This is a genomic window from Micromonospora coxensis (genome assembly GCF_900090295.1).
GTDB lineage: Bacteria > Actinomycetota > Actinomycetes > Mycobacteriales > Micromonosporaceae > Micromonospora > Micromonospora coxensis.
Genome location: NZ_LT607753.1, coordinates 6,038,460 through 6,060,759 on the forward strand (window position 1 = coordinate 6,038,460; position 22,300 = coordinate 6,060,759).

19 protein-coding genes are annotated in these 22,300 nt (G+C 71.9%); 12 read left to right on the forward strand and 7 right to left on the reverse strand.

Features of this window, described 5'->3' with window-relative positions; all coding sequences use genetic code 11:
• Positions 1–74 precede the first annotated feature (74 nt).
• Entirely contained in the window at positions 75–1,358 is a 1,284-nt protein-coding gene (locus GA0070614_RS27540) for a citrate synthase (protein ID WP_088978675.1), read from the forward strand.
• Between the two features lie 158 nt (positions 1,359–1,516).
• Here the strand turns inward: GA0070614_RS27540 and GA0070614_RS27545 are convergent, their stop codons facing one another.
• A complete protein-coding gene (locus GA0070614_RS27545) occupies positions 1,517–2,923 on the reverse strand; it encodes a glycosyltransferase family 4 protein (protein WP_088978676.1) in 1,407 nt (468 codons plus the stop codon).
• 316 nt (positions 2,924–3,239) lie between these two features.
• Between GA0070614_RS27545 and glgX the strand changes: the two genes are divergently transcribed.
• The 6 genes from glgX (at position 3,240) to GA0070614_RS27570 (ending at position 11,420) form a co-directional block, all read left to right on the forward strand.
• Positions 3,240–5,360, forward strand: a complete 2,121-nt coding sequence (gene glgX, locus GA0070614_RS27550; RefSeq protein ID WP_088978677.1) for a glycogen debranching protein GlgX — start codon at positions 3,240–3,242, stop codon at positions 5,358–5,360.
• Position 5,361: 1 nt separating this feature from the next.
• Positions 5,362–7,692 carry a malto-oligosyltrehalose synthase gene (gene treY / locus GA0070614_RS27555; protein WP_088978678.1) on the forward strand — a complete coding sequence of 777 codons (2,331 nt, stop codon included), beginning with the start codon at positions 5,362–5,364 and terminating at the stop codon, positions 7,690–7,692.
• Complete coding sequence (gene treZ, locus GA0070614_RS27560; RefSeq protein ID WP_088978679.1) at positions 7,689–9,422, forward strand: malto-oligosyltrehalose trehalohydrolase; 1,734 nt, start codon at positions 7,689–7,691, stop codon at positions 9,420–9,422. The genes treY and treZ overlap by 4 nt, the downstream gene beginning before the upstream one ends.
• A gap of 118 nt (positions 9,423–9,540) precedes the next feature.
• The gene (locus GA0070614_RS30370) at positions 9,541–10,350 is read left to right on the forward strand and encodes an ETEC_3214 domain-containing protein (RefSeq protein ID WP_157745102.1); all 810 of its coding nucleotides are present in this window, start codon (positions 9,541–9,543) and stop codon (positions 10,348–10,350) included.
• A 192-nt stretch (positions 10,351–10,542) separates the two neighbouring features.
• Entirely contained in the window at positions 10,543–10,821 is a 279-nt protein-coding gene (locus tag GA0070614_RS27565) for a helix-turn-helix domain-containing protein (RefSeq protein ID WP_088978680.1), read from the forward strand.
• A 5-nt stretch (positions 10,822–10,826) separates the two neighbouring features.
• On the forward strand, positions 10,827–11,420 hold the full coding sequence (locus GA0070614_RS27570; RefSeq protein ID WP_157745103.1) for a hypothetical protein: 594 nt from the start codon (positions 10,827–10,829) through the stop codon (positions 11,418–11,420).
• A 127-nt stretch (positions 11,421–11,547) separates the two neighbouring features.
• On the opposite strand, the gene GA0070614_RS27575 is transcribed toward GA0070614_RS27570, so the two are convergent.
• The gene (locus GA0070614_RS27575) at positions 11,548–12,915 is read right to left on the reverse strand and encodes a permease prefix domain 1-containing protein (RefSeq protein WP_088978682.1); all 1,368 of its coding nucleotides are present in this window, start codon (positions 12,913–12,915) and stop codon (positions 11,548–11,550) included.
• Entirely contained in the window at positions 12,912–13,283 is a 372-nt protein-coding gene (locus tag GA0070614_RS27580) for a PadR family transcriptional regulator (RefSeq protein WP_088978683.1), read from the reverse strand. The genes GA0070614_RS27575 and GA0070614_RS27580 overlap by 4 nt, the downstream gene beginning before the upstream one ends.
• Positions 13,284–13,439: 156 nt before the next feature.
• Here GA0070614_RS27580 and GA0070614_RS27585 point away from each other — a divergent pair, with 156 nt between their 5' ends.
• The 4 genes from GA0070614_RS27585 (at position 13,440) to GA0070614_RS27600 (ending at position 17,424) form a co-directional block, all read left to right on the forward strand.
• Positions 13,440–14,036, forward strand: a complete 597-nt coding sequence (locus GA0070614_RS27585; RefSeq protein ID WP_231933408.1) for a DUF6518 family protein — start codon at positions 13,440–13,442, stop codon at positions 14,034–14,036.
• A 107-nt stretch (positions 14,037–14,143) separates the two neighbouring features.
• Entirely contained in the window at positions 14,144–15,079 is a 936-nt protein-coding gene (gene bla, locus GA0070614_RS27590; protein ID WP_088978685.1) for a class A beta-lactamase, read from the forward strand.
• 198 nt (positions 15,080–15,277) lie between these two features.
• Positions 15,278–16,234 (forward strand): SRPBCC family protein, encoded by a 957-nt coding sequence (locus tag GA0070614_RS27595; protein ID WP_088978686.1) that lies wholly within the window; start codon positions 15,278–15,280, stop codon positions 16,232–16,234.
• 17 nt (positions 16,235–16,251) lie between these two features.
• Positions 16,252–17,424, forward strand: a complete 1,173-nt coding sequence (locus tag GA0070614_RS27600; protein ID WP_088978687.1) for a zinc-dependent alcohol dehydrogenase — start codon at positions 16,252–16,254, stop codon at positions 17,422–17,424.
• Positions 17,425–17,466: 42 nt separating this feature from the next.
• On the opposite strand, the gene GA0070614_RS27605 is transcribed toward GA0070614_RS27600, so the two are convergent.
• On the reverse strand, positions 17,467–18,465 hold the full coding sequence (locus GA0070614_RS27605; RefSeq protein ID WP_231933409.1) for a hypothetical protein: 999 nt from the start codon (positions 18,463–18,465) through the stop codon (positions 17,467–17,469).
• Positions 18,466–18,697: 232 nt separating this feature from the next.
• Entirely contained in the window at positions 18,698–20,176 is a 1,479-nt protein-coding gene (locus tag GA0070614_RS27610) for a glutamate--cysteine ligase family protein (protein WP_088979711.1), read from the reverse strand.
• Between the two features lie 164 nt (positions 20,177–20,340).
• Between GA0070614_RS27610 and GA0070614_RS27615 the strand changes: the two genes are divergently transcribed.
• Positions 20,341–20,679: a DUF3817 domain-containing protein gene (locus GA0070614_RS27615; protein WP_088979712.1), complete on the forward strand. Its 339-nt coding sequence runs from the start codon at positions 20,341–20,343 to the stop codon at positions 20,677–20,679.
• A 104-nt stretch (positions 20,680–20,783) separates the two neighbouring features.
• Here the strand turns inward: GA0070614_RS27615 and GA0070614_RS27620 are convergent, their stop codons facing one another.
• Positions 20,784–21,644 (reverse strand): alpha/beta fold hydrolase, encoded by an 861-nt coding sequence (locus tag GA0070614_RS27620; RefSeq protein WP_088978689.1) that lies wholly within the window; start codon positions 21,642–21,644, stop codon positions 20,784–20,786.
• 38 nt (positions 21,645–21,682) lie between these two features.
• The gene (locus tag GA0070614_RS27625) at positions 21,683–22,234 is read right to left on the reverse strand and encodes a hypothetical protein (RefSeq protein WP_172892638.1); all 552 of its coding nucleotides are present in this window, start codon (positions 22,232–22,234) and stop codon (positions 21,683–21,685) included.
• Between the last annotated feature and the right edge of the window lie 66 nt (positions 22,235–22,300).

The following is a 22,300-nucleotide window of genomic DNA, read 5'->3' on the forward strand; positions in this document are numbered from 1 at the left end:
GTGTCCCAGGGTCCGCGAATACGGTAGAAGCGAAGGCAATTCAACGAAGATTCGCCGGCGAAGCGAGGAACCACATGACGGAAGTCAAGCTCGATCACCCCGGTGGGCAGCTCTCGATGCCGGTACAGGCCGCGGTCGAGGGCCCCGCCGGCATCGGAGTGACCAAGCTGCTGAAGGAAACCGGGATGACGACGTACGACCCCGGTTTCGTCAACACCGCGTCCTGCTCGTCCGCGATCACCTACATCGACGGTGACGCGGGCATCCTGCGGTACCGCGGCTACCCGATCGAGCAGCTGGCCGAGAAGAGCTCCTTCCTGGAGGTCTCCTACCTGCTGATCTACGGCGAGCTGCCGACCCAGCAGCAGCTCACCGAGTTCAGCGACCGGATCCGCCGGCACTCGCTGCTGCACGAGGAGATGCGTCGCTTCTTCGACGGCTTCCCCCGCGACGCGCACCCGATGGCCGTGCTCTCCTCGGCCGTCAGCGCCATCTCCACCTTCTACCAGGACAGCCTGGACCCGTTCGACTCCGAGCACGTGGAGATGTCCACGATCCGGCTGATGGCGAAGGTCCCCACCATCGCCTCGTACGCGTACAAGAAGTCGATCGGCCAGCCGCTGCTGTACCCGGACAACTCGCTGGGCTACGTGGAGAACTTCCTGCGGATGACGTTCGGCGTGCCGGCGGAGCCGTACGAGGTCGACCCGGTGATGGCGCGCGTGCTGGACATGCTCTTCGTGCTGCACGCCGACCACGAGCAGAACTGCTCGACCTCCACGGTCCGGCTGGTCGGCTCCAGCAACGCCAACCTCTTCGCCTCGGTCTCGGCCGGCGTCAACGCCCTGTTCGGCCCGCTGCACGGTGGCGCCAACCAGGCCGTGCTGGAGATGCTGGAGAAGATCCAGGCCGAGGGGGGCGACGTCCGGTCCTTCGTCCGCAAGGTCAAGGACAAGCAGGACGGCGTGAAGCTGATGGGCTTCGGCCACCGGGTCTACAAGAACTACGACCCGCGCGCCGCCATCGTGAAGAAGGCCGCCCAGGACGTGCTCGGCCGGATGGCCAAGCCGGACCCGATGCTGGACATCGCCATGCAGCTGGAGGAGATCGCGCTCGCCGACGACTTCTTCGTCTCCCGCCGGCTGTACCCGAACGTGGACTTCTACACCGGCCTGATCTACAAGGCCATGGGCTTCCCGACGAAGATGTTCACGGTCCTGTTCGCGCTGGGCCGGCTCCCCGGCTGGATCGCCCAGTGGCGCGAGATGATCAACGACCCGGAGACCAAGATCGGCCGCCCGCGGCAGATCTACACCGGCTCCGCCGAGCGCGACTACACCGCCCTCACCGACCGCTGACGGCGCATCCCGAACGGTGAAGGCCGCCGATCCCTACCGGGGCCGGCGGCCTTCACCGTTCGCCGGGCCGTCCACGTCCCCTGCGCACACGGTTCGCGGCGTGTCGCGGTGTCCTCGGCCGAGAACACCGCGACACGCCGCGAACGGCGCGGCGAGGGTCAGCGAAGGCCGGCGGCGACCAGTAGGTTGCCGTGCGGGGTGGGGGTGGGGATCCGACCGAGGGTCATGCGCAGTTCGGCGCGTTCGGTGGTGAACGCGGCGTCGCCGGTGATCGCGGTGGCGTACGTGGTCGCGGTGGCGTGCGCGATGGCCGTCCAGCCGTACTGCTCGTGGACCATGGCGCGGGCCCGGCGGGCGAGCAGGCGGGCCCGCTCGCGGTCGGACAGCAGGGCGTCGACGGCCTCGGTGAGCCCGTCCGGGTCCTGCGGGGCGAAGGTCATCCCGGTGACGCCCGGCTCCACGATCTCGGCCAGGCCACCGGTCCGGGCCACCGCGAGCGGCGCGCCGGCCGCCGCGCCCTCCAGGGCGACCATGCCGAACGGCTCGTAGATGCTCGGCACCGCGAAGCAGTCCGAGGCGGCCATCACCGCGGGCAGGTCGGTGCCGCCGAGGAAGCCCGGCATGCTGACCGTGGCGCCCAGCCCGAGCCGGTGCACCTCCGCCTCCAGGGCCGACTTGTACGGGCCGTCGCCGACGATCACCGCGCGCAGCCCGGGGTGCCGCTCCCGCAGCCGGGGCAGGCCGGCGAGCAGGTGCTGCACGCCCTTCTCGTAGACCAGCCGGCCGGCGAAGGTGACCAGCGGGCCGTCCCCGGCGAACCGGGCCCGGGCCGAGGCGACCGCCGACGTGGGCACCCGCCAACGGTGCGGCTCGACGCCGTTGGGCACCACGTCGACGCGGGCCGGATCCACCCCGAACAGCGCGCCCACCTCCTGGCGCATGTACCCGGAGCAGACGATCACCCGGCCGGACTCGCCGGCCAGCCACTGCTCGACGCCGTGGATGGTGCGGTTCATCTCCTCGGGCAGCCAGCCCTGGTGCCGGCCGGCCTCGGTGGCGTGGATGGTGCTGACCAGCGGCACGTCCAGGTGCTCGCGCAGGGTCATCGCGGTGTGCGCGACCAGCCAGTCGTGGGCGTGGATCACGTCGTAGTCGCCGGACTCGGCGGCGCGCAGCGCGGCCCGGGTCAGGGTGTGGTTGAACGCCATCGTCCAGGCCAGCAGGGAGCCGGTGGCCAGCGGGAAGGTGACCGGGTCCTCGGCGGCCCGCAGGATGCGCACGCCGTCGGCGTACTCCTCCAGCGGGGCGCCCTCGGCGTGCCGGGTGACCACGGTGACCTCGTGCCCGGCGGCGGCCAGGGCCACCGACAGGGCGTGCACGTGCCGGCCGAGGCCGCCGACGAGCACCGGCGGGTACTCCCAGGACAGCATCAGGATCCGACGGGTCCGCGGAGCCACCCCGGCGACGCCGTGCTGCTGCGGGATCTGGGCGCGGGAGGTGGGGCTGGGCCGGCAGGTCCGGTCGGGGGCGGTCACGGGCTGCTCGCCGACCCGCGGGGTGGTCACATCGATCTCCGTCCATGCACGGTGGGTCGCGCCGGCAACGGTGGCGGCGGAAAGAAAGGGTGGGGTGGCCGAGGGGCTCGACAGGCCGCCCGCGCGGGCGCGCCCGCATCAAGGAAAGGCCATGACGCTCTCCGCCGCATCTCGAAACGGCCTATGGTGACGGAGGACACCCAAAGGTCTTCCCGGTATCAGGTGGGTGGATATCGGGTGCCGTCCGAACGGCTGGATTGACCGGTCGCGCGGTGGGGCATTAGCGGCGTGCGCACCGGCGGCCCGCCCCGTCCGGTGCGCTCACGATCATGGCCGAAGGAGCGACATGCAGGTCTGGCCGGGCGAGCGCTACCCCCTCGGCGCCACGTACGACGGGATGGGCACCAACTTCGCCATCTTCTCCGAGGTGGCCGAGAAGATCGAACTCTGCCTCTTCGACGAGTGGGACACCGGCGCGGAGCGGCGGGTCGAGTTGCGCGAGGTCGACGCCTACGTCTGGCACGCGTACCTGCCCGGGATCGAGCCGGGCCAACGGTACGGCTACCGGGTGCACGGGCCCTGGAACCCGGCCGACGGGCTGCGCTGCAACCCGCACAAGCTGCTGCTCGACCCGTACGCCAAGGCCGTCGACGGGGAGGTCACCTGGGACCCGGCGGTCTACGACTACGAGCTGGGCGGCGACCCGGACCGGATGAGCACCACCGACTCCGCGCCGTTCGTGCCGAAGTCGGTGGTGGTCAACCCGTACTTCGACTGGGGCAACGACCGGCCGCCGCGCATCCCGTACCACCACTCGGTGATCTACGAGGCGCACGTGCGGGGGCTGACCATGCGCCACCCCGACATCCCGGAGGAGCTGCGCGGCACGTACGCCGCCATCGCCTCCCCGGTGATGATCGACTACTTCAAGCGGCTCGGGGTGACCGCCGTCGAGCTGATGCCGGTGCACGAGTTCGTGCACGACCACCGCCTCGCCGACCTGGGCCTGCGCAACTACTGGGGCTACAACACCATCGGCTTCTTCGCCCCGCACCACGGCTACTCCGCGCTCGGCCGCCTCGGCCAGCAGGTGCAGGAGTTCCGCGGCATGGTCCGGGCGCTGCACGCCGCCGGCATCGAGGTCATCCTCGACGTGGTCTACAACCACACCGCCGAGGGCAACCACCTCGGTCCGACGCTGAGCTTCAAGGGCGTCGACGCGCCCAGCTACTACCGGCTCTCCGAGGACGACCGCCGCTACTTCGTCGACTACACCGGCACCGGCAACAGCCTCAACGTGCGCAGCCCGCACTCGCTGCAGCTGATCATGGATTCGCTGCGCTACTGGGTCACCGAGATGCACGTCGACGGCTTCCGCTTCGACCTGGCCGCCACCCTGGCCCGGGAGTTCTACGAGGTGGACCGCCTCTCCACCTTCTTCGAGGTGGTCCAGCAGGACCCGGTGGTCAGCCAGGTCAAGCTGATCGCCGAGCCGTGGGACGTCGGCCCCGGGGGCTACCAGGTCGGCAACTTCCCGCCGCAGTGGACCGAGTGGAACGGCAAGTACCGCGACACCGTGCGGGACTTCTGGCGCGGCGAGCCGGCCACCCTGGCCGAGTTCGCCTCCCGCATCTCCGGCTCCGCCGACCTGTACCAGGACGACGGCCGCCGCCCCTTCCACAGCATCAACTTCGTCACCTGCCACGACGGGTTCACCCTCAACGACCTGGTGTCGTACAACGACAAGCACAACGAGGCCAACGGCGAGGAGAACCGCGACGGCGAGAGCCACAACCGGTCCTGGAACTGCGGCGTCGAGGGGGAGACCGACGACCCCGGCGTCCGCGCGCTGCGGGCCCGGCAACGGCGCAACTTCCTGGCCACCCTGATCCTCTCCCAGGGCGTGCCGATGATCGGCCACGGCGACGAGCTGGGCCGCACCCAGCGCGGCAACAACAACGCCTACTGCCAGGACAGCGAGCTGGCCTGGATCGACTGGGAGCAGGCCGACGCCGAGCTGCTCTCCTTCGTCCGTCGGCTCACCGAGTTCCGCAACTCGCACCAGGTGTTCCGCCGCCGGCGCTTCTTCACCGGCCTGCCCGTCGGCGGCCGGGCCGCCGGCTCGGCCCTGCCCGACCTGGCCTGGTACACCCCCGACGGCCGGGAGATGACCGGCGAGGACTGGGGCAACGACTTCGGCCGCTCGGTGGCCCTGTTCGTCAACGGCGACGGCATCCCGGAGCGCGGCCAGTACGGCCAGCGTCACCGGGACAGCTCCTTCCTGCTGCTGTTCAACGCGCACGACGCCCCGCTGGACTTCACCCTGCCCGGGCCGGAGTTCGGGCAGCGCTGGGAGTTGAAGATCAGCACCGCGGAACCCGACCCGGAGAAGACCACGGTGGTCGAGGCCGGCGGCGCGATCTGCGTGCCGGACCGCTCGCTGCTGGTCCTGGAGAGGACGGCCTGAGATGCCCGACACCCCTCGACCCGACCGGACGCCGACCACCCGGGTGGGGTCGACCTACCGGGTCCAGGTCCGCCCCGGCTTCGACCTGGACGCCACCGCCGCGCTCGCCGACTGGCTGGTGGCGCTGGGCGTCACCCACCTCTACAGCGCGCCCCTGCTCGCCGCCACCCCCGGCAGCCAGCACGGTTACGACGTGGTCGACCACCGCGCGGTCAACCCCGAACTGGGCGGCGAGGCCGGCCGGCAGCGCCTGGTCCGGGCGCTGCGCGCCGCCGGGCTCGGCCTGGTGGTGGACATCGTGCCCAACCACGCCGGGGTGGCCCGGCCCGCCGCCAACCCGGCCTGGTGGGACGTGCTGCGCCGGGGCCGCGGCTCGGCGTACGCGTCCTGGTTCGACATCGACTGGGACCGGGGCCGGCTGCTGCTGCCCGTCCTCGCCGACAGCGCCGGCGCGCTGGACGACCTCAAGGTCGTCGACGGAGAGCTGCGCTACCACGAGCACCGGTTCCCGATCGCCGACGGCACCGGCGACGGCACCGCCCGGCAGGTGCACGACCGGCAGCACTACGAGCTGGTCGACTGGCGCCGCGGCGACACCGAGCTGACGTACCGCCGGTTCTTCGCCGTCTCCGACCTGGCCGGCCTGCGGGTGGAGGACCCGGCGGTGTTCGACGCCACCCACGCGGAGATCCTGCGCTGGGTCGCCGCCGGCGACGTCGACGGCATCCGGGTCGACCATCCCGACGGCCTGCGCGACCCGGCCGGCTACCTGGCCCGGCTGCGCGCCGCCGCGCCGGACGTCTGGCTGGTGGTGGAGAAGATCCTCGAGTACGGCGAGGAGCTGCCGGACTGGCCGGTGCAGGGCACCACCGGGTACGACGCCCTCGCCGCCGTCTGCGGGCTCTTCGTCGACGGCGACGCCGAGGGCGACTTCACCGCCCTCGACGGCCGGCTGACCGGCCGGCACACCTCCTGGCAGGACCTCACCCACGACACCAAGCGGGAGGCCGCCACCCGGCTGCTCGCCGCCGAGCTGACCCGGCTCGCCGCGCTCGTCCCGGAGCTGGACCGGGAGGTGACCCGGGACGCCCTCGCCGAGCTGGCCGCCTGCTTCCCGGTCTACCGGGGCTACCCGCCGATGGGCGCCCGGCACCTGGCCGCCGCCCGGTCCGAGGCGGGCCGACGCCGCCCCGACCTGACCGCCGCCCTGGACACGCTCACCGCCCGCCTGCGCGACCCGGAGCACGAGCTGGCCGCCCGTTTCCCGCAGCTCACCGGCGCGGTGATGGCCAAGGGGGTGGAGGACACCGCCTACTACCGGTGGAGCCGGTTCGTCGCGCTCAACGAGGTCGGTGGCTCGCCCGCCCACTTCGGGGTGCCGCCGGCGGAGTTCCACCGCTTCGCCGCCGCCCGCCAGGCCCGCTGGCCGGCGAGCATGACCACCCTGTCCACCCACGACACCAAGCGCGGCGAGGACGTGCGGGCCCGCCTCGCCGTGCTGTCCGAGCTGCCCGGCCGCTGGGCCGAGCAGGTCGGCCGGTGGACGTCCCGGGCGCCGCTGGGCGACCCGGCCTTCGCCCACCTGCTCTGGCAGACCGCCGTCGGCGCCTGGCCCGTCGAGCGGGAGCGGCTGCACGCGTACGCGGAGAAGGCCGCCCGGGAGGCGTCGGTCAGCACCAGCTGGGCCGACCCCGACCCCGCCTTCGAGCACGAGCTGCACGCCCTGATCGACCGGATGTACGACGACCCCGAGCTGCACGCCGAGATCACCGCCTTCGCCGCCGAGATCACCCCGGCGGGCTGGTCCAACTCGCTCGGGCAGAAGCTCGTCCAGCTCGCCATGCCCGGGGTGCCGGACACCTACCAGGGCACCGAGCTGTGGGAGAACTCCCTGGTCGATCCCGACAACCGCCGTCCGGTCGACTTCGCCGTACGCCGGGAGCTGCTGGCCCGTCTCGACGGCGGCCGGCGACCGGCGGTGGCCGCCGACGGCGCGGCGAAGCTGCTGGTGGTGTCCCGGACGCTGCGGCTGCGCCGCGACCACCCGGAGCTGTTCGACACCTACCGGCCGGTGCCGGCGCACGGGCCGGCCGCCCGGCACGCGCTCGCCTTCGACCGGGGTGGCGCGGTCGCGGTGGCCACCCGGCTGCCGGTGCGGCTGGCCGCCGACGGCGGCTGGCGCGGCACCACCCTGCCGATTTCCGGTAACAGTGTTACGGACGTGTTCACCGGTCGGGTCTACAGTGGGTCTGAGCTGCTGCTCGATGATCTGTTGCGCACCTACCCCGTCGCACTGCTGGCTCCCACCGACTCCGTGGAGGCTGCCGCATGACCGAGTTCACGGTGTGGGCGCCCGAGGCCGCCCGGGTCCGGCTGCGGCTGCCGGGCGACACCGACCACGAGATGCGCCCCACCCGGCAGGGCTGGTGGCGGGTCGAGATCCCCGGCGCCGGGCCGGGCACCGACTACGCGTTCCTGCTGGACGACGACGACCGGGCACTGCCCGACCCCCGCTCGGCCTGGCAGCCGGCGGGGGTGCACGGGCCCAGCCGGCTCTACGACCACTCCGCCCACCCGTGGACCGACCAGGGCTGGACCGGCCGGCAACTGCCCGGCAGCGTCCTGTACGAGCTGCACGTCGGCACCTTCACCCCGGAGGGCACCTTCGACGCGGCGATCACCCGCCTCGACCACCTGGTCGACCTCGGCGTCGACATGATCGAGCTGCTGCCGGTCAACGCCTTCAACGGGGAGCACAACTGGGGCTACGACGGCGTCTGCTGGTACGCCCCACACCAGCCGTACGGCGGGCCGGACGGGCTCAAACGGCTCGTCGACGCCGCCCACGCCAAGGGGCTGGGGGTGATCCTCGACGTCGTCTACAACCATTTCGGGCCCTCCGGGGCCTACGCGCCGATGTTCGCGCCGTACCTCACCGAACAGAGCAACACCTGGGGCCGCACCGTCAACCTCGACGGCCCGCACTCCGACGGGGTGCGCCGCTACATCGTCGACTCGGTGCTGATGTGGCTGCGCGACTACCACGTCGACGGGCTGCGGCTGGACGCCGTGCACGCCATGCCGGACTCCCGGGCCACCCACTTCCTGGAGCAGGTCGCCACCGAGGTGGAGACGCTCGCCACCCACCTGGGCCGGCCGCTGTCGCTGATCGCCGAGTCCGACCTCAACGACCCGAAGCTGATCACCCCGCGTGAGGCCGGCGGGTTCGGCCTGCACGCCCAGTGGAACGACGACGCCCACCACGCCCTGCACACCCTGCTCACCGGCGAGCGGCAGGGCTACTACGGCGACTTCGGCTCCCTCGAGTGCCTCACCGACGTGCTCACCGGCGCGTTCTTCCACGCCGGCACCTGGTCCAGCTTCCGCAACCGCAGCCACGGCCGCCCGGTCGACCGGCAGCGCACGCCGGGGCACCGCTTCGTGGCGTACCTGCAGAACCACGACCAGATCGGCAACCGGGCCACCGGGGACCGGATCTCGGCCACCCTCTCGCCGGCGCTGCTGCGCGTCGGGGCGGTGCTGCTGATGACCGCCCCGTTCACCCCGATGCTGTTCATGGGTGAGGAGTGGGCGGCGTCGACGCCCTGGCAGTTCTTCACCAGCCACCCGGAGCCGGAGCTGGCCGTGGCGGTCCGTGACGGCCGCAAGCGCGAGTTCGCCGCGCACGGGTGGGCCACGCAGGACGTGCCGGATCCGCAGGACCCGCAGACGTTCCTGCGCTCCCGGCTGGACTGGGCGGAGCTGGACAAGCCGGAGCACCGCGAGATGTACGAGTTCCACCGCCGGCTGATCGCGCTGCGCAAGAGCCGGGCGGACCTGTCCGACCCTCGGCTGGACCGGGTGCAGGTGCGGCACGGGGACCGGTTCCTGGTGATGCGCCGGGGGGAGACCCTCGTGGTGGCGAACCTGGCCGCTCGGGCGCAGGGCATCTCGCTGCCGGGGGTGGCGCGGCGGGTGCTGCTGGCCACCGGGGAGGGCGTGACGGTGATGCGGGACCGGGTCGAGCTGCCGGGGGAGACGGCGGCGATCGTGGCGCTCTGAGCAGGTCCGGTCATGTCTCCACTCTTGGTGAGCTCTGGAACCAGCCCCACGTGCAACAAGCCTTTAAAGTTGCAACAAACCGACATTCTCCGCTTGCATAAAGGCTAGCGTCGGCAGCATGACGGATGCAATCCGACCTGACAATCGCATCCAGCGGTGGAAGAAATGGGTTGGAGATCACAAGCTGGGTATCCCCAAGCTTGCTCAGATGGTCATCTCCACAATTGTCGGCCTTCTGGTGGTCGCTGCCGTTGCTTATGTCTCGAAGAAGTCGGAGGAGGAGGTGGCGGCAGAGGCGGTTGCCAAACTGTTTGCTGACTCTACGGTGGAGAACTTCAAAGAGAAGCTGGGCGGGCAGCCGCAGATCGAGCGGGATCTAGGCGCGTTGCGTGAGCTGATGTGGATCAACGCGGTTTATGCAGTCAAGGCATTCACTGAAAGCGGCAAGAACGGGGTGGTGGCCTACACGGTCACAACACGAACACCAAGTTTTGCCCCAGAGATACCGCTGCACGGTGTCGGGAAGCTCGGCGAAGCCCGCTTCTCCGCCGTCAATCGAAGCGCACATGTTAGAGCGGAACGATTTCCGAACGGGTATTGGTACTACGATGAGGCGATTGAGGCGAGCGCCTACACCAACTACGAGACGGTAGTGCTTGGCAGTGGGTGGTCTGGGTTGAGTGCCCATTCGGCGGGAAGCCTCGCAGCTATTTCGACTGTCGTCGGCACGGTTGAATCTGGCCACTCGCAGACGGCCAAGTTCCGTGCCCCGCCAGCAAGCGAACCCCGGTTTCTTGAAGCGCGCAGGCAGTTGACCATAACAACCTACGGTTACTTGAGTGACACCCTCCAACTTCGCGAACTTCCGGGAGCGTTCACGCTCGCCCCTAGCCGAGTGGACGACAACAAGTTTCCGGCCAAGAAGTGAGATGAAGAGGTGCGGCGTGAGGCGTGTAGGGGAGTGCGCATGTCCGAGGGGACAGGTGGGCGGTTCCCCTGCTGCCTGGGTGAGCGTCGCCAAGAGGGGTTTCTGGCATCTCTGCGCCCGTCAGGAGTACGGTCGATGACCGGAGCGTTGCCCACTGTGATGGTCGTGGCCGTCTGAGGTAGGAGTGCTGCGATGCCCCCGCGTGCGAACACGATCGTCGATCCGCGCTTCGCTGCGGAACTGCGACGACTCCGTGAGTCGCGGGGGATGTCCCTGCGACAGCTCGCCGCCGCCGTCAACCATGGCAAGAACCTCCTCCACCAGTTGGAGGCCGGGCGTACGAGGCCGACCGTGGATGTGGCCGCCCTACTCGACGGCGCACTCGACGCGCACGGTGCTCTGGCGGGACTGGTCATCGAGGCACCTGACGTCGGCGAGCGCCTGACGTACGTCGCGGCGCATGGTGGGTGACGGCGGTGAGAGCCGTCCTCGTGAAGCTCGGTGAAGCCGATCTCGGCTGGCTGGCCGCCGACCGAGCGGTCGCCCTGGCCGGTGGCGATCCGGTCGTGGCGGGAGTGGCGGCGGTGTCGGTCGGGCAGGCGCTGCGGGCCCTGGACCGGGATCGGCTGGCGTTGACGGTGACCATGACTGCTGCCGCGAGGACGACGGATGCCGCAGTCGAGGGGACGCTGCTGCTCCAGGGCGCGCTGGCTGCCGCCAGCTGTGGCGACACCCACCAGGCCGACGAGCTGATCGATCACGCCGCCGGGGTGGCCGAGCACATGAGTGCCGGCCAGGATCCGCATCACACCAGCTTCGGGCCCATCGCCGTCGAACTGGCGCGGGTGGTGGCGGCGGTGGAGTTGGGCGATGCCGGGGAGGCGGTGTACCGGCACGAGCGGGTCATCCGGCGGGAGGAGTGGCGGTGGCTGCCCGCCGAGTACCGGGCCGCGTACCTGGTGGACGCCGCGCAGGCGTACCTCCAGGTGGGTGACCTGGTCGGGGCAGGGCGGGTGCTGGTCGACGCGGACGGCATCGCGCCGGCCGAGGTCCGGTGGCGCGTACGGTGATCGCCGAGGTGACCCGGGGCGGCCCGGCAGGGGCCGGCGTGGCGCGGCTGGCGACGCTGGTCGGCCTGACCCGGTGACGTGGCGCGACCCGCTCCGTCCCGGGCGGGGGAGCGGGCCGGCACGTCGGTCAGGTGAAGTCGAACACCGGCGGGAAGGCGAGCACCACCGTCCAGGCCCAGACCGCGTAGACGACGAGGTAGCGGGTCTGCCAGCGTTCCAGGCGGGCGAAGGTCATCCGGCCCCGCAGGAAGCCGAGGAACAGCCAGGCCGACCAGCCCAGGTTGGCCAGCAGGATGAGATTCTCGCCGAGCGCGGCGGTCTTGTTGGGGCTGAAACCGAACTCGCTGATCCGGCCGGTGATCGCCAGCAGTACCAGGACGTCGATGACCAGGGCGCTGACCACGAGCACGAGTTGCAGGCGGTCGAAGAGGCCGGGCCGGGCGGTGAGGTCGCGGGCGCTGATGGCGTAGAGCAGCAGGCCGAGCACGACGACGAGTAGCAGGTCGAACAGGATGAGCACGTCACGTTCGACGTCGATACCGTTGTTGGTGGCGATGAAGGCGACCAGGAAGGCCAGCAGGGTGGCCGCGAAGAGCGGGGTGAAGACGCGGGTGAGCACTGGCGCCATGTTCTCGATGACGCTTTGTTTGGCCTCCACCAGCCAGGCCGCGACCACGACCGCCGCCATCGCGCCGCACGGCAGCAGCCACTGGCTGACGAAGCCCTCGGCGTCGATGCCGATGGCCTCGAAGGTGCCGACGGTGAACAGGGTGAGCACCCCGCCGCCCAGCGCGAGCAGGGCGAAGTAGATCAGCCACTCGCCGGTGAAACGGATGAAGTCCATCCGCCGCCGGTCGGAGCGCCAGTCGCCGCCGACGTAGGCGACGCCGACGACCAGCCACAGCGCCAGTGGCAGGTGGATGGCGGTGAGCACGAGGGTGTGCGCGTCGTCGTCGAGCGGGTAGGCGTTCGCGGCGACCGCGCCGAGGACGAAGAGCGCGCCGAGCACCGCCACGACGGGCAGACCGACGCGGCGTTGCCAGGCGAAGTAGGCGGCCAGTGCCGGCAGCGCGAACAGGCTGAGGTTGCGGGCGTAGAAGGCGGCGTCGTCGTCCTCGCCGAGGCCGAGCCCGAACAGGGCCGGCGCCTTGATCGCCAGCGCGGCGAGGGCGGCGCAGAGCACCATTGTCGGAAGTTCCCGGCGGGTCCGGGCGGCGGTGGGGGCGTCCGCCTCGCCGGGCAGGACGAGTTGTTTCCACAGCCGCTCGGAGTGTTCGCGGGCGAACTCGCGGGACAGTTCGTCGAGGCTGCCCATGCGTTTGACGGCGATGAGGAACGCCTCGTCGGCGCGCAGGCCGCCCTGGGTCAGCTCGGTGATCCGGCTGCGCAGGTGGTCCTCCAACTCCTCGGCGTCGGTGCGGTGCAGTTCCCGGCGGCGGTCCATGTAGGCCCGCCACTCGGCGATCTGGCCCTCCAGATCGCTGTCGATGGTCATCGTCCCGCCTCCCAGGCCGGCGTGATCGGCGTGCTGGTCTGTGCGGTGCTCCAGACGCCCCGCAGCGCGTCGACGACCGTGGCCCACTGGCGACGCTGCTCGGCGAGTTCGGCCCGGCCCTGTTCGGTGATGCGGTAGTACTTGCGGCGCCGTCCGCCTGGCGGGGTCACCCAGAACGACTCGACGTGGCCCAGCCGCTCCAGCCGGTGCAGCAGCGGATAGAGCAGCCCCTCGGTCCACTCCAGTTGCCCGCCCGACAGCTGGTCGACCTGTTTGAGGATGGCGTAGCCGTAGCTCTCCCCCTCGCTGAGGATGCCCAGCACGAGTGGTGTCGCCGAGGCGGCGACGAGGTCTTTGGTGATCCGCACGTTGCCCCCTGACCCTAGGACTGCAATGCATAGTAGTTCTAGGTATTGGCACGGTGCAATCCTCCGGCGGCGTGCCTCCGGGAGACATGGGGGATCACGTCAAGGCGTGATTGCATACCGAGTATGCTCGCCGCCATGCGACCCCAAGATCGGACAGTGGCACTCGTCGCCGTGGTGGGCGGATTCCTGCTCGGCTTCCTCGACTTCGTGTGGATCACGAGCGTGCCGTATCCCTTCGCCGAATTCGGCAACTCCACCGCCACCTGGGCGGTCGCCGCCTTCGGCTTCGGCTGCTGGGTCCGGTCCGGGTGGCGGCGCGCGGCGCTGGGCGCCGCCGTGCTGCTCGTCGTCGCGGTGCCCAGCTACTACCTCGCGGCGACCCTCCTACAGGGCGACGACCTGGCGGTGTCGTGGGCGCCGACGTCGCTGCTCTGGATGGCGTTCGGGGTGCTCGCCGGGGTCGTCTTCGGCATCGCCGGCACCTGGGCGCGCGCGGCGGGCCGGCGGCGGGTCGTCGGGGCCGCGCTGCCGGCAGCCGTGTTCTTCGAGGAGGCGGCCCGGTTCGCCGGCAAGGCCGCCGGTCCCGACCATCCGCCGGGCGTGGCGTGGAACGTCGTCATCGACGTCGCACTCGGCGTGCTGGTCGTGGTGCTGGTCGGCCGATCGCACCGGCAGCGGGCGCTCGCGGTGGCCCTGGCGCTGCCGCTGGCCGCGATCATCTACCTGGCGTTCGCGGTGGCCGGCGGGGCATAGGGGGTCCGGGCCGTCGGGTGGTGGCAGGCTGGTGTCGCCGTACCCGGGCCGCTCGGCCGGGTGGCGTCGCACCACGGTGGCCTGCACCGACGGAGAGGAGTACCGACATGACCGGGCACACACGGCGGGCGCTCGCCGTGGCGGCGGTCACGGTCGCCCTCGCCACGGCGGGCTGCGCCGGCGGCGAGCCGACCGCCGTCCCCGGCACGTCCCCCGCCGTCCCCGGCACCACCGCCCCGGTCGGCCCGACCGTGACGCCGGTGCCGCCACCTCCGCAGCTCGCCGCGCTGGAGCGGCGCCACGACGCCCGGCTCGGCGTCTACGCCCTCGACACCGGCTCCGGCCGCATGCTGGCGTACCGGGCCGACGAGCGGTTCGCGTACGCGTCGACGTTCAAGGCGCTGGCCGCCGGGGCGCTGCTGGCCGCCACCTCCGACGCCGACCTGGACCGGGTGGTCCGCTACGGGCGAAAGGACCTGGTGCCGCACTCGCCGGTCACGGAGCAGCACGTCGCGGGCGGCATGACCCTGCGCGAGATCGCCGACGCGGCGCTACGGCACAGCGACAACACCGCCGCCAACCTGATCCTGGCCGAACTCGGCGGCCCGGACGGGTTCGAGCGGGCGCTGCGCGGGATCGGCGACACCGTCACCGACCCCGCCCGCACCGAGCCGGACCTCAACCAGGCCGCACCGGGCGACGTCCGCGACACCAGCACGCCACGTGCCCTTGCCGACTCCCTCCAGGCGTACGCCATCGGCGACGCGCTGTCGGTCACCGACCAGGCGGTGCTGCTCGACTGGCTCAAGCGCAACACCACCGGGGCGACGCTGATCCGGGCCGCGGTGCCGGCGGGCTGGCAGGTCGCCGACAAGACCGGTGCCGGCGGGTACGGCACCCGCAACGACATCGCCGTGGTGTGGCCGCCGGACAGCGCCCCGATCGTGCTGGCCGTGCTGTCCCGCCGCGACAGTCGCGACGCCACCCACGACGACGCGGTGATCGCGCAGGCGACGAGGGTGACCCTCGACGCGCTGCGCTGACCCGTCCGAACTGCCCTGACCGGTCGCCGGCCGCGCTCCCGCGATCGGACCTGCCGGCGCGTCCCGCTGCCGACAGCGGCGGGGTTTCTGTGCCGATTCGTGGTTCGTCGACCGTGCCGCGGGCATAGCGTCGTCGTGGCGGCTCCCGCCGCCGGGCCGTCCGTGGGGACGGTCAGGGCCGAGCGACGGTGGTGCGGCGTGGACAGAACCGACCCGACGGTGCTGGACGAACTGGAACGGCGGCACCGGGGGACCGGGCTGCCCCGGATGCTGGGCGTGGTGAGCCTCGCCCTCGGCGCGGGCGGTGTGCTGGCGCCGGCAGCGGTGGCCCGGCTGACCGGTGTGGACGACTCCCCGCTGGCCCGCACCATCGTCCCGGCCGTCGCCGCCCGGGAACTCGGGCACGCCGCCGGCCTGCTGGCCGGCCGCCGGCCGGCCGGCTGGACGTGGACCCGGGTCGCCGGGGACGCCGTCGACCTCACCCTGCTCGGGCGGGCCCTCGCCGACCGGCGCGGTGAGCGCCGCCGGCGGGTGGCCGTCACCACGGCGGTGATCGCCGGCATCGCCGTGGTCGACCTGATCGCCGCGCTGCGCGCCGGGCGGGCCCGGCGGGCCCGGGAGCGGCTGATCCTCATGGAGGTCGGGGTCACCGTGAACCGCCCGGCGTCCGAGGCGTACCGGTTCTGGCGCGACCTGGAGAACCTGCCCCGGTTCATGGCCCACCTGGAGGCCGTGCGCGTCGAGGACCTGCGCATCTCGCACTGGACGGCGCGGGGACCGGCCGGCCGGCACGTCGGCTGGGACGCGGAGATCGTCGAGGACCGCCCGAACGAGCTGATCGCCTGGCGGTCGCTGCCGGGCGCGCGGGTGCGGAACGCGGGCCGGGTGCGCTTCGTGCCCGCCCCCGGCGACCGCGGCACCGAGGTCCGGGTCGAACTCGGGTACGCCCCGCCGGCCGGGCGGCTCGGCCGGGCCGTGGCGAAGCTCTTCGGCGAGGAGCCGGAGCAGCAGGTCCGCGACGACCTGCGCCGGTTCAAGCAGGTGTTGGAGACCGGCGAGGTGGTCCGCTCCGACGCCAGCCCCGAGGGGATCAGCCTGCGCCAGCAGTTCCGGCAGCGACCCGCCCAGCCCCTGCCCGCCGGCCTGCGCGGCTGACCGACCGAGGAGAGACGATGAAGGCCACCGCCTGGATGGGCAAGGACAGCGTCAAGGTCGTCGACGTGCCGGACCCGCGCGTGATGAACGCCCGCGACGCCGTCGTGAAGATCAGCTCCACCGCGATCTGCGGCTCCGACCTGCACCTCTACCACGGCTACATCCCCGCGATGCGCAAGGGCGACATCCTCGGCCACGAGTTCATGGGCGAGGTGGTGGAGGTCGGCCCGGAGGTGGACAACCTCGCCGTCGGCGACCGGGTGGTGGTGCCGTTCCCCATCGCGTGCGGCAACTGCGTCTCCTGCCAGCAGGGCCGCTACTCGGTCTGCGAGAACTCCAACCCCAACGCCGGCGTCGCCGAGAAGATCATGGGCCACTCGCCGGCGGGCATCTTCGGCTACTCCCACCTGCTCGGCGGGTACGCCGGCGGTCAGGCCGAGTACGCCCGGGTGCCGTTCGCCGACGTCGGCCCGATCAAGGTCCCCGACGAGGTGCCGGACGACCAGGCGCTGATGCTCGCCGACGTCTTCCCCACCGGCTACATGGGCGCCGAGATGTGCGACATCACGCCCGGTGACGTGATCGCGGTCTGGGGCGCCGGGCCGGTCGGGTTGCTCGCGGCGGCCAGCGCCCGGCTGCTCGGCGCGGAGCGGGTCATCGTGATCGACCGGTACCCGTACCGGTTGCGGCTGGCCGCCGAGCAGGTCGGCGCGGAGACGATCAACTACGAGCAGCTCGACGTCCTCGACGAGCTGAACCAGCTCACCGCCGGCCGGGGCCCGGACGCCTGCATCGACGCGGTCGGCCTCGAGGGGCACCACGGCAACGCCGCCCTGTACGCGTACGACCGGGTCAAGCAGGCGGGGCGGCTGGAGACCGAGCGGCCGTTCGCGCTGCGCCAGGCGATCATGGCGTGCCGCAGCGGGGGAGTGGTGTCGGTGATCGGCGCGTACGGCGGCTTCGTGGACAAGTTCCCGATGGGGGCGTTCATGAACCGGTCGCTGATCATGCGGACCGGACAGTGCCACGTGCAGCGTTACACCCGGCCGCTGCTGGAGCACATCGTCCGCGGCGACATCGACCCGAGCTTCGTGATCAGCCACCGGCTGCCGCTCAAGGATGCGGCGAAGGGCTACCGGATGTTCCAGAAGAAGCAGGACGACTGCACCAAGGTCGTGCTCAAGGTCTGAGCCGGGCGCGGGACCGGGCGCCGCCCGGTCCCGCGCCGCCGGTCACGCCCAGGGGGCCGTCGGGTACCAGGGGATGATCTCGCGGCGGGCGAGCAGTCGGACGTCCCAGTACAGGAAGGTGAACGCCCCGGCGACGATGAACGCGACCGCGGTCAGCACCGCCAGCCGGCTCGGCCGCTCGGCGAACCAGCGTTGCAGCCGCGACCCGGCGAGCCAGGCCAGCAGCAGGAACAGCACCGCCATGATGACGATGTTGCCGATGGACTGGAGGGTGAAGGCCGCCGCCCCGTACAGCGGGTTGCCGCTCTCCGCCGCGTCGCGGAACATCTGCCGGAACAGCGCGAACGGGCGTCCGATCAGGAAGCCGGCGATCAGCGCGCCCATGAAGACCATCGGGGCGTTGGGGTGACGCCGGGCGATCCGGGCGAACGGGTCCGGCACGACGCCGAGCGCCGCCAGACCGAGATAGATCATGATGAGCCCGATCACGCCGAAGACCACCATGGACTGGATGCTGCGCGGCGACAGGCCGCCGGGCGAGTTCGGCGTGGTGGAGAACTGCGGCATCGACGTGCCGACGAGCCCGACCAGCGCGCCGTACGCCGCCGACACCGCGATCATCCCCACCGACATCCAGCCCAGCGGCTTCAGCGGCTGGGTGAAGCGGCTCAGCCGACTGCCGGTGGTGCCGGTGAGCGGGGCGAGCGCGCCGAACGCGGCGATGTTGCAGGCGGTGAAGGTGCCGGCGATGCCGGAGACGAAGGCGAACAGCACGCCGGCCGCCACCCCCTGGATGGGGGTTTCCTTGGCGTCGTGGCCGAGCAGCGTGTTCGCGACGTTGTCGCCGATGGTCCGGTCCACGAACTCCGCCGACCAGATCACCGTCAGCAGGAAGCCGCCGAGGACGCTGAGCAGGATGATCAGCCCGCGCCGCCGGGGGAAGTGGCCGTTGACGAAGGCGGAGGTGCCCCCGGGGCCGGTGTCGGGCCGGTTCAGCACGGGGCCGTCGGGTCGCCGGGGAGATCGGTGGGTCTGCGTCACGATGCGCTCCTCACGATGGGGGCGGGCCCGCAGGAGCGGCGACGCGGGCCACGGCGCCCGGACCGGGACGGCGGTCACCGGTCGCGGGGACGGACGTGCCCGGGGCGTCCCCGCCGACGATCCGTACGGGTCGATGTCCGCGTTTCATCATGGGGGGCGAGCCATGCGTCGATTTCTCCGGACGTGCGCAGTCACGGCCCGAAACCGATTGGTTACCGAAGGGCGCACCCGCTCACGGCAGCGGCCACTCGTGCACCGGGCGGTTGCTGTGCATCAGCTCCACGTAGTGCCGCACCACCTCGCGCAGCGCCTCCGGCCGGTCCAGGTGGTCGGCGGACTCCAGCCGGTGCAGCGTCTCCACCTGCCAGGTGGCCCCGTTGCGCCCGGTCAGGCAGCGCTGCTCGATGATGCCGAGCAGCCGGTCCCGCTCGGCCGGGTCCACCCCCCACCGGTCCAGCCCGTGGTACGCCAGCGGCAGCAGCCGACGCAGCACCAGCTCGGTGACCGGCAGGTAGCCCAGCCCCGGCCAGAACACCTGGGCGTCGATGCCGTACCGGGCGCAGCTGTGGAAGTTCTCCTCGGCGGCGCTGAACGACATCTGCGACCACAGCGGACGGTCCGACTCCGCCAAGGCGCGGACCAGCCCGAAGTAGAACGCGCCGTTGGCGACGGTGTCGAGCACGGTCGGCCCGGCGGGCAGCACCCGGTTCTCCACCCGCAGGTGGGGGCGGCCCTTGAGCACGTCGTAGACGGGTCGGTTCCAGCGGTAGACGGTGCCGTTGTGCAGCCGCAGCTCGGCGAGCTTCGGCACCCCGCCGGCCGCGAGCGCCTCGCCCGGGTCCTCCGGGTCGCAGACCGGCAGCAGGGCCGGGAAGTAGCGCACGTTCTCCTCGAACAGGTCGAAGACGCTGGTGATCCAGCGTTCGCCGAACCAGACGCGCGGGCGTACCCCCTGGGCCTTGATCTCCTCCGAGCGGGTGTCGGTGGCCTGCTGGAACAGCGGGATGCGGGTCTCGCGCCACAGTTCCCGGCCGAAGAAGAGGGGGGAGTTCGCGCCGAGCGCCACCTGGACGCCGGCGATCGCCTGGGCGGCGTTCCAGTAGTCGGCGAACTGTGCCGGGCTGACCTGGAGGTGGAACTGGGTGCTGGTGCAGGCGGCCTCCGGGGTGATGGTGTCCGCGGTGGTGGCCAACCGCTCCACCCCGGTGATCGCGATCCGCAGGTCCTCGCCGCGGGCGGCGAAGATCTGCTCGTTGAGCAGTTCGTAGCGCGGATTCGCCGACAGCGTCGCGGCGGTCAGGTGCTCCGGGCGCAGGGTGGGCAGGATGCCGATCATCACCAGGTGCGCGCCGACGGTGCGGGCCTTGGCCTCGGCGGCGTTGAGGCTGGCCCGCACGTGCTGCTCGAACTCGGCGGCGCCGGTGCCGGCCAGCCGGCGCGGCGCGACGTTGATCTCGATGTTGAACTGCCCCAGCTCGGTCTGGAAGCTCGGGTCGGCGACGGCGGAGAGCACGTCGGCGTTGCGCATCGTCGGCATGGAGTCGTCGTCGACCAGGTTGATCTCGATCTCCAGCCCGGTCATCGGCCGTTCGACGTCGAAGCGCGACTCGCGCAGCATCTCGGCGAACACGTCCAGGCACCGGCGTACCTTCTCGCGGTAGCGGGCCCGGTCCTCACGACTGAAGGTGCGCACGCCGACGTCCTCGCCCATGGTCACCACCCTGTCACCGTTGGTCCTCCCAACCTCGCACGATCCGGCAAGGCCGGGGAAGACCCGAAGGACCTTTTACCTACCCATTCCGCGCGCCGGTGATCCCCGTCGCGCCGGCGGTCGAGGCGTCCGGCCGGCGCCGGGCCGCTGGCTACGATGGCGCGATGCGCGAGAAGACCACCCGACTGTTCGTGGCGGCGGCGATCGCCGAGGCGTGCTCCTGGCTGGCCCTGCTGGTCGGCATGGCGGTCAAGTACGGCCCCCCGGCCGACGAGATCGGCGTCAAGATCTTCGGCCCGGTGCACGGCGCCCTCTTCGTGGCGTACGGGCTGCTGGTGCTGGTGATGGCCCGGACCCACCGGTGGAGCCTGATGGTCACCGCCGTCGCGCTGGTCTGCTCCGTGCCGCCGTTCGCCACCCTGTTCTTCGAGCGCTGGGCCAAGCGGCGCGGCCTGCTCGACCCCGCCCCGCAGCCGCAGCGCCCGCTGACCCCGGTCGGCTGAACCCGCCGCGCCGCCCCGGTGACGCCCCTGACCGGGCGGCCCGGGGCGACCCTGACTCGCGGTCACGAGCGCCGCGCTCGCGGCGGTGGGTCCCGCCGGCCGGCTCAGTCCGCCAGGAACGCTCCCAGTACGGCGGCCAACTGCTCCGGCGCCTCCTCGGCCATGTGGTGGCCCGAGTCGATCGGAGCGACCCGCAGGTCCGGGGCCCACTGCCGCCAGATCGCCGCCGGGTCGCCGTACAGCTCGACCAGGTCGTCCCGGGTGGACCAGCAGAACAGCGTCGGGCAGCCGATCCGCCGCCCGGCCGCCCGGTCCGCGTCGTCGGCTGCCCGGTCCGGCCCCAGCCCGGCCCGGTAGTCCTCGCACATCGCGTGCACCGTGGCCGGGTCGTGGATCGCCCGGCGATAGTCGGCGTACGCCTGCGCGCCCATCTCGTGCGGTGATCCGCCGTACCAGGCGTCGGGGTCGGCGTTGATCACGCGTTCGGCCGGCTTGGCGGACTGGGCGAGGAAGAACCAGTGCCACCACCGGGCGGCGAACCGGGCGTCGCAGCGCGCCAGCGCCTCGCCGATCGGCACGCCGTCGAGGACGCCGAGCCGGCTCACCCGGTCGGGGTGGTCCAGCGCCGTGCGCATCGCCACGTAGCAACCCCGGTCGTGGCCGACGACCGCCGCCCGGCCGTGGCCGAGGGCGTCGAGCAGGCCGACCACGTCGCGGGCCATGGCCCGCTTGGCGTACCCGGCGTGGTCCGGGCCGCCCGGCGGTTTCGAGGAGCCGCCGTAGCCGCGCAGGTCCGGGCAGATGACGGTGAACCGGTCGGCGAGCAGCGGCGCGACCCGGTGCCAGGTGGCATGGGTACGGGGATGGCCGTGCAGCAGCACCACCGGGGGCCCGGACCCGCCGTGGCGTATCCGCAGGCGCACCGGGCCGACGTCGACCTGGGCCAGGGTGAAACCGGCGAACATGTCTCGCATCGGTGCCCGGCGGGGCCGGCGCGGAAACCTCAGCCGGTCAGCACCGAGCAGGCGCCGACGCCCGCGAGCAGCAGCAGCCCGAGCGCCGCCTGCAGCAGCAGCGGCGGCCCGAGATGCGACCAGACGGTCGCGGTGCGCGGTCGCAGCGGCTGGGCGGTGGTCAGGTTGACGATCCGCTCCACCTTCGGCGGCAGGTCGGGATCCTGCGGGCGCAGGGTGAGCTGCACGTGGTCGCCGGGGTGCAGGGCGCTCTGCGGCAGGTGCCCGTGCAGTTCCACCTCGTAGAGCAGGCCGGCGGCGTCGCGGACCCGCAGCGGGGTGACCAGGAACTCGGGGCCCTGCTTGAGTTCCTTCCACTTGCGCCGGGCGCCGCCTCCGCCCCCGCCGGACGAGATCAGCGTACGCACCAGCAGCACCAGCAGACCCATCACGCTCGCGGCGGTCACCACCGCCACCAGCACCGGCTGCCCGATGCGGACCTCCCGGGGATATCCCTCCCGCAACCGGACGACCTGCCCGGTGAGGATGCGCTGCGTCGGGCGTACGACGCGGGGCGCGAGGTCGCTGTCCATGATCACCACCGAGGGTCCGGTTCCGTGCACCGATGGTATCGGTCCTCCCGGTCGAACGACGTGAATGAACCCGCG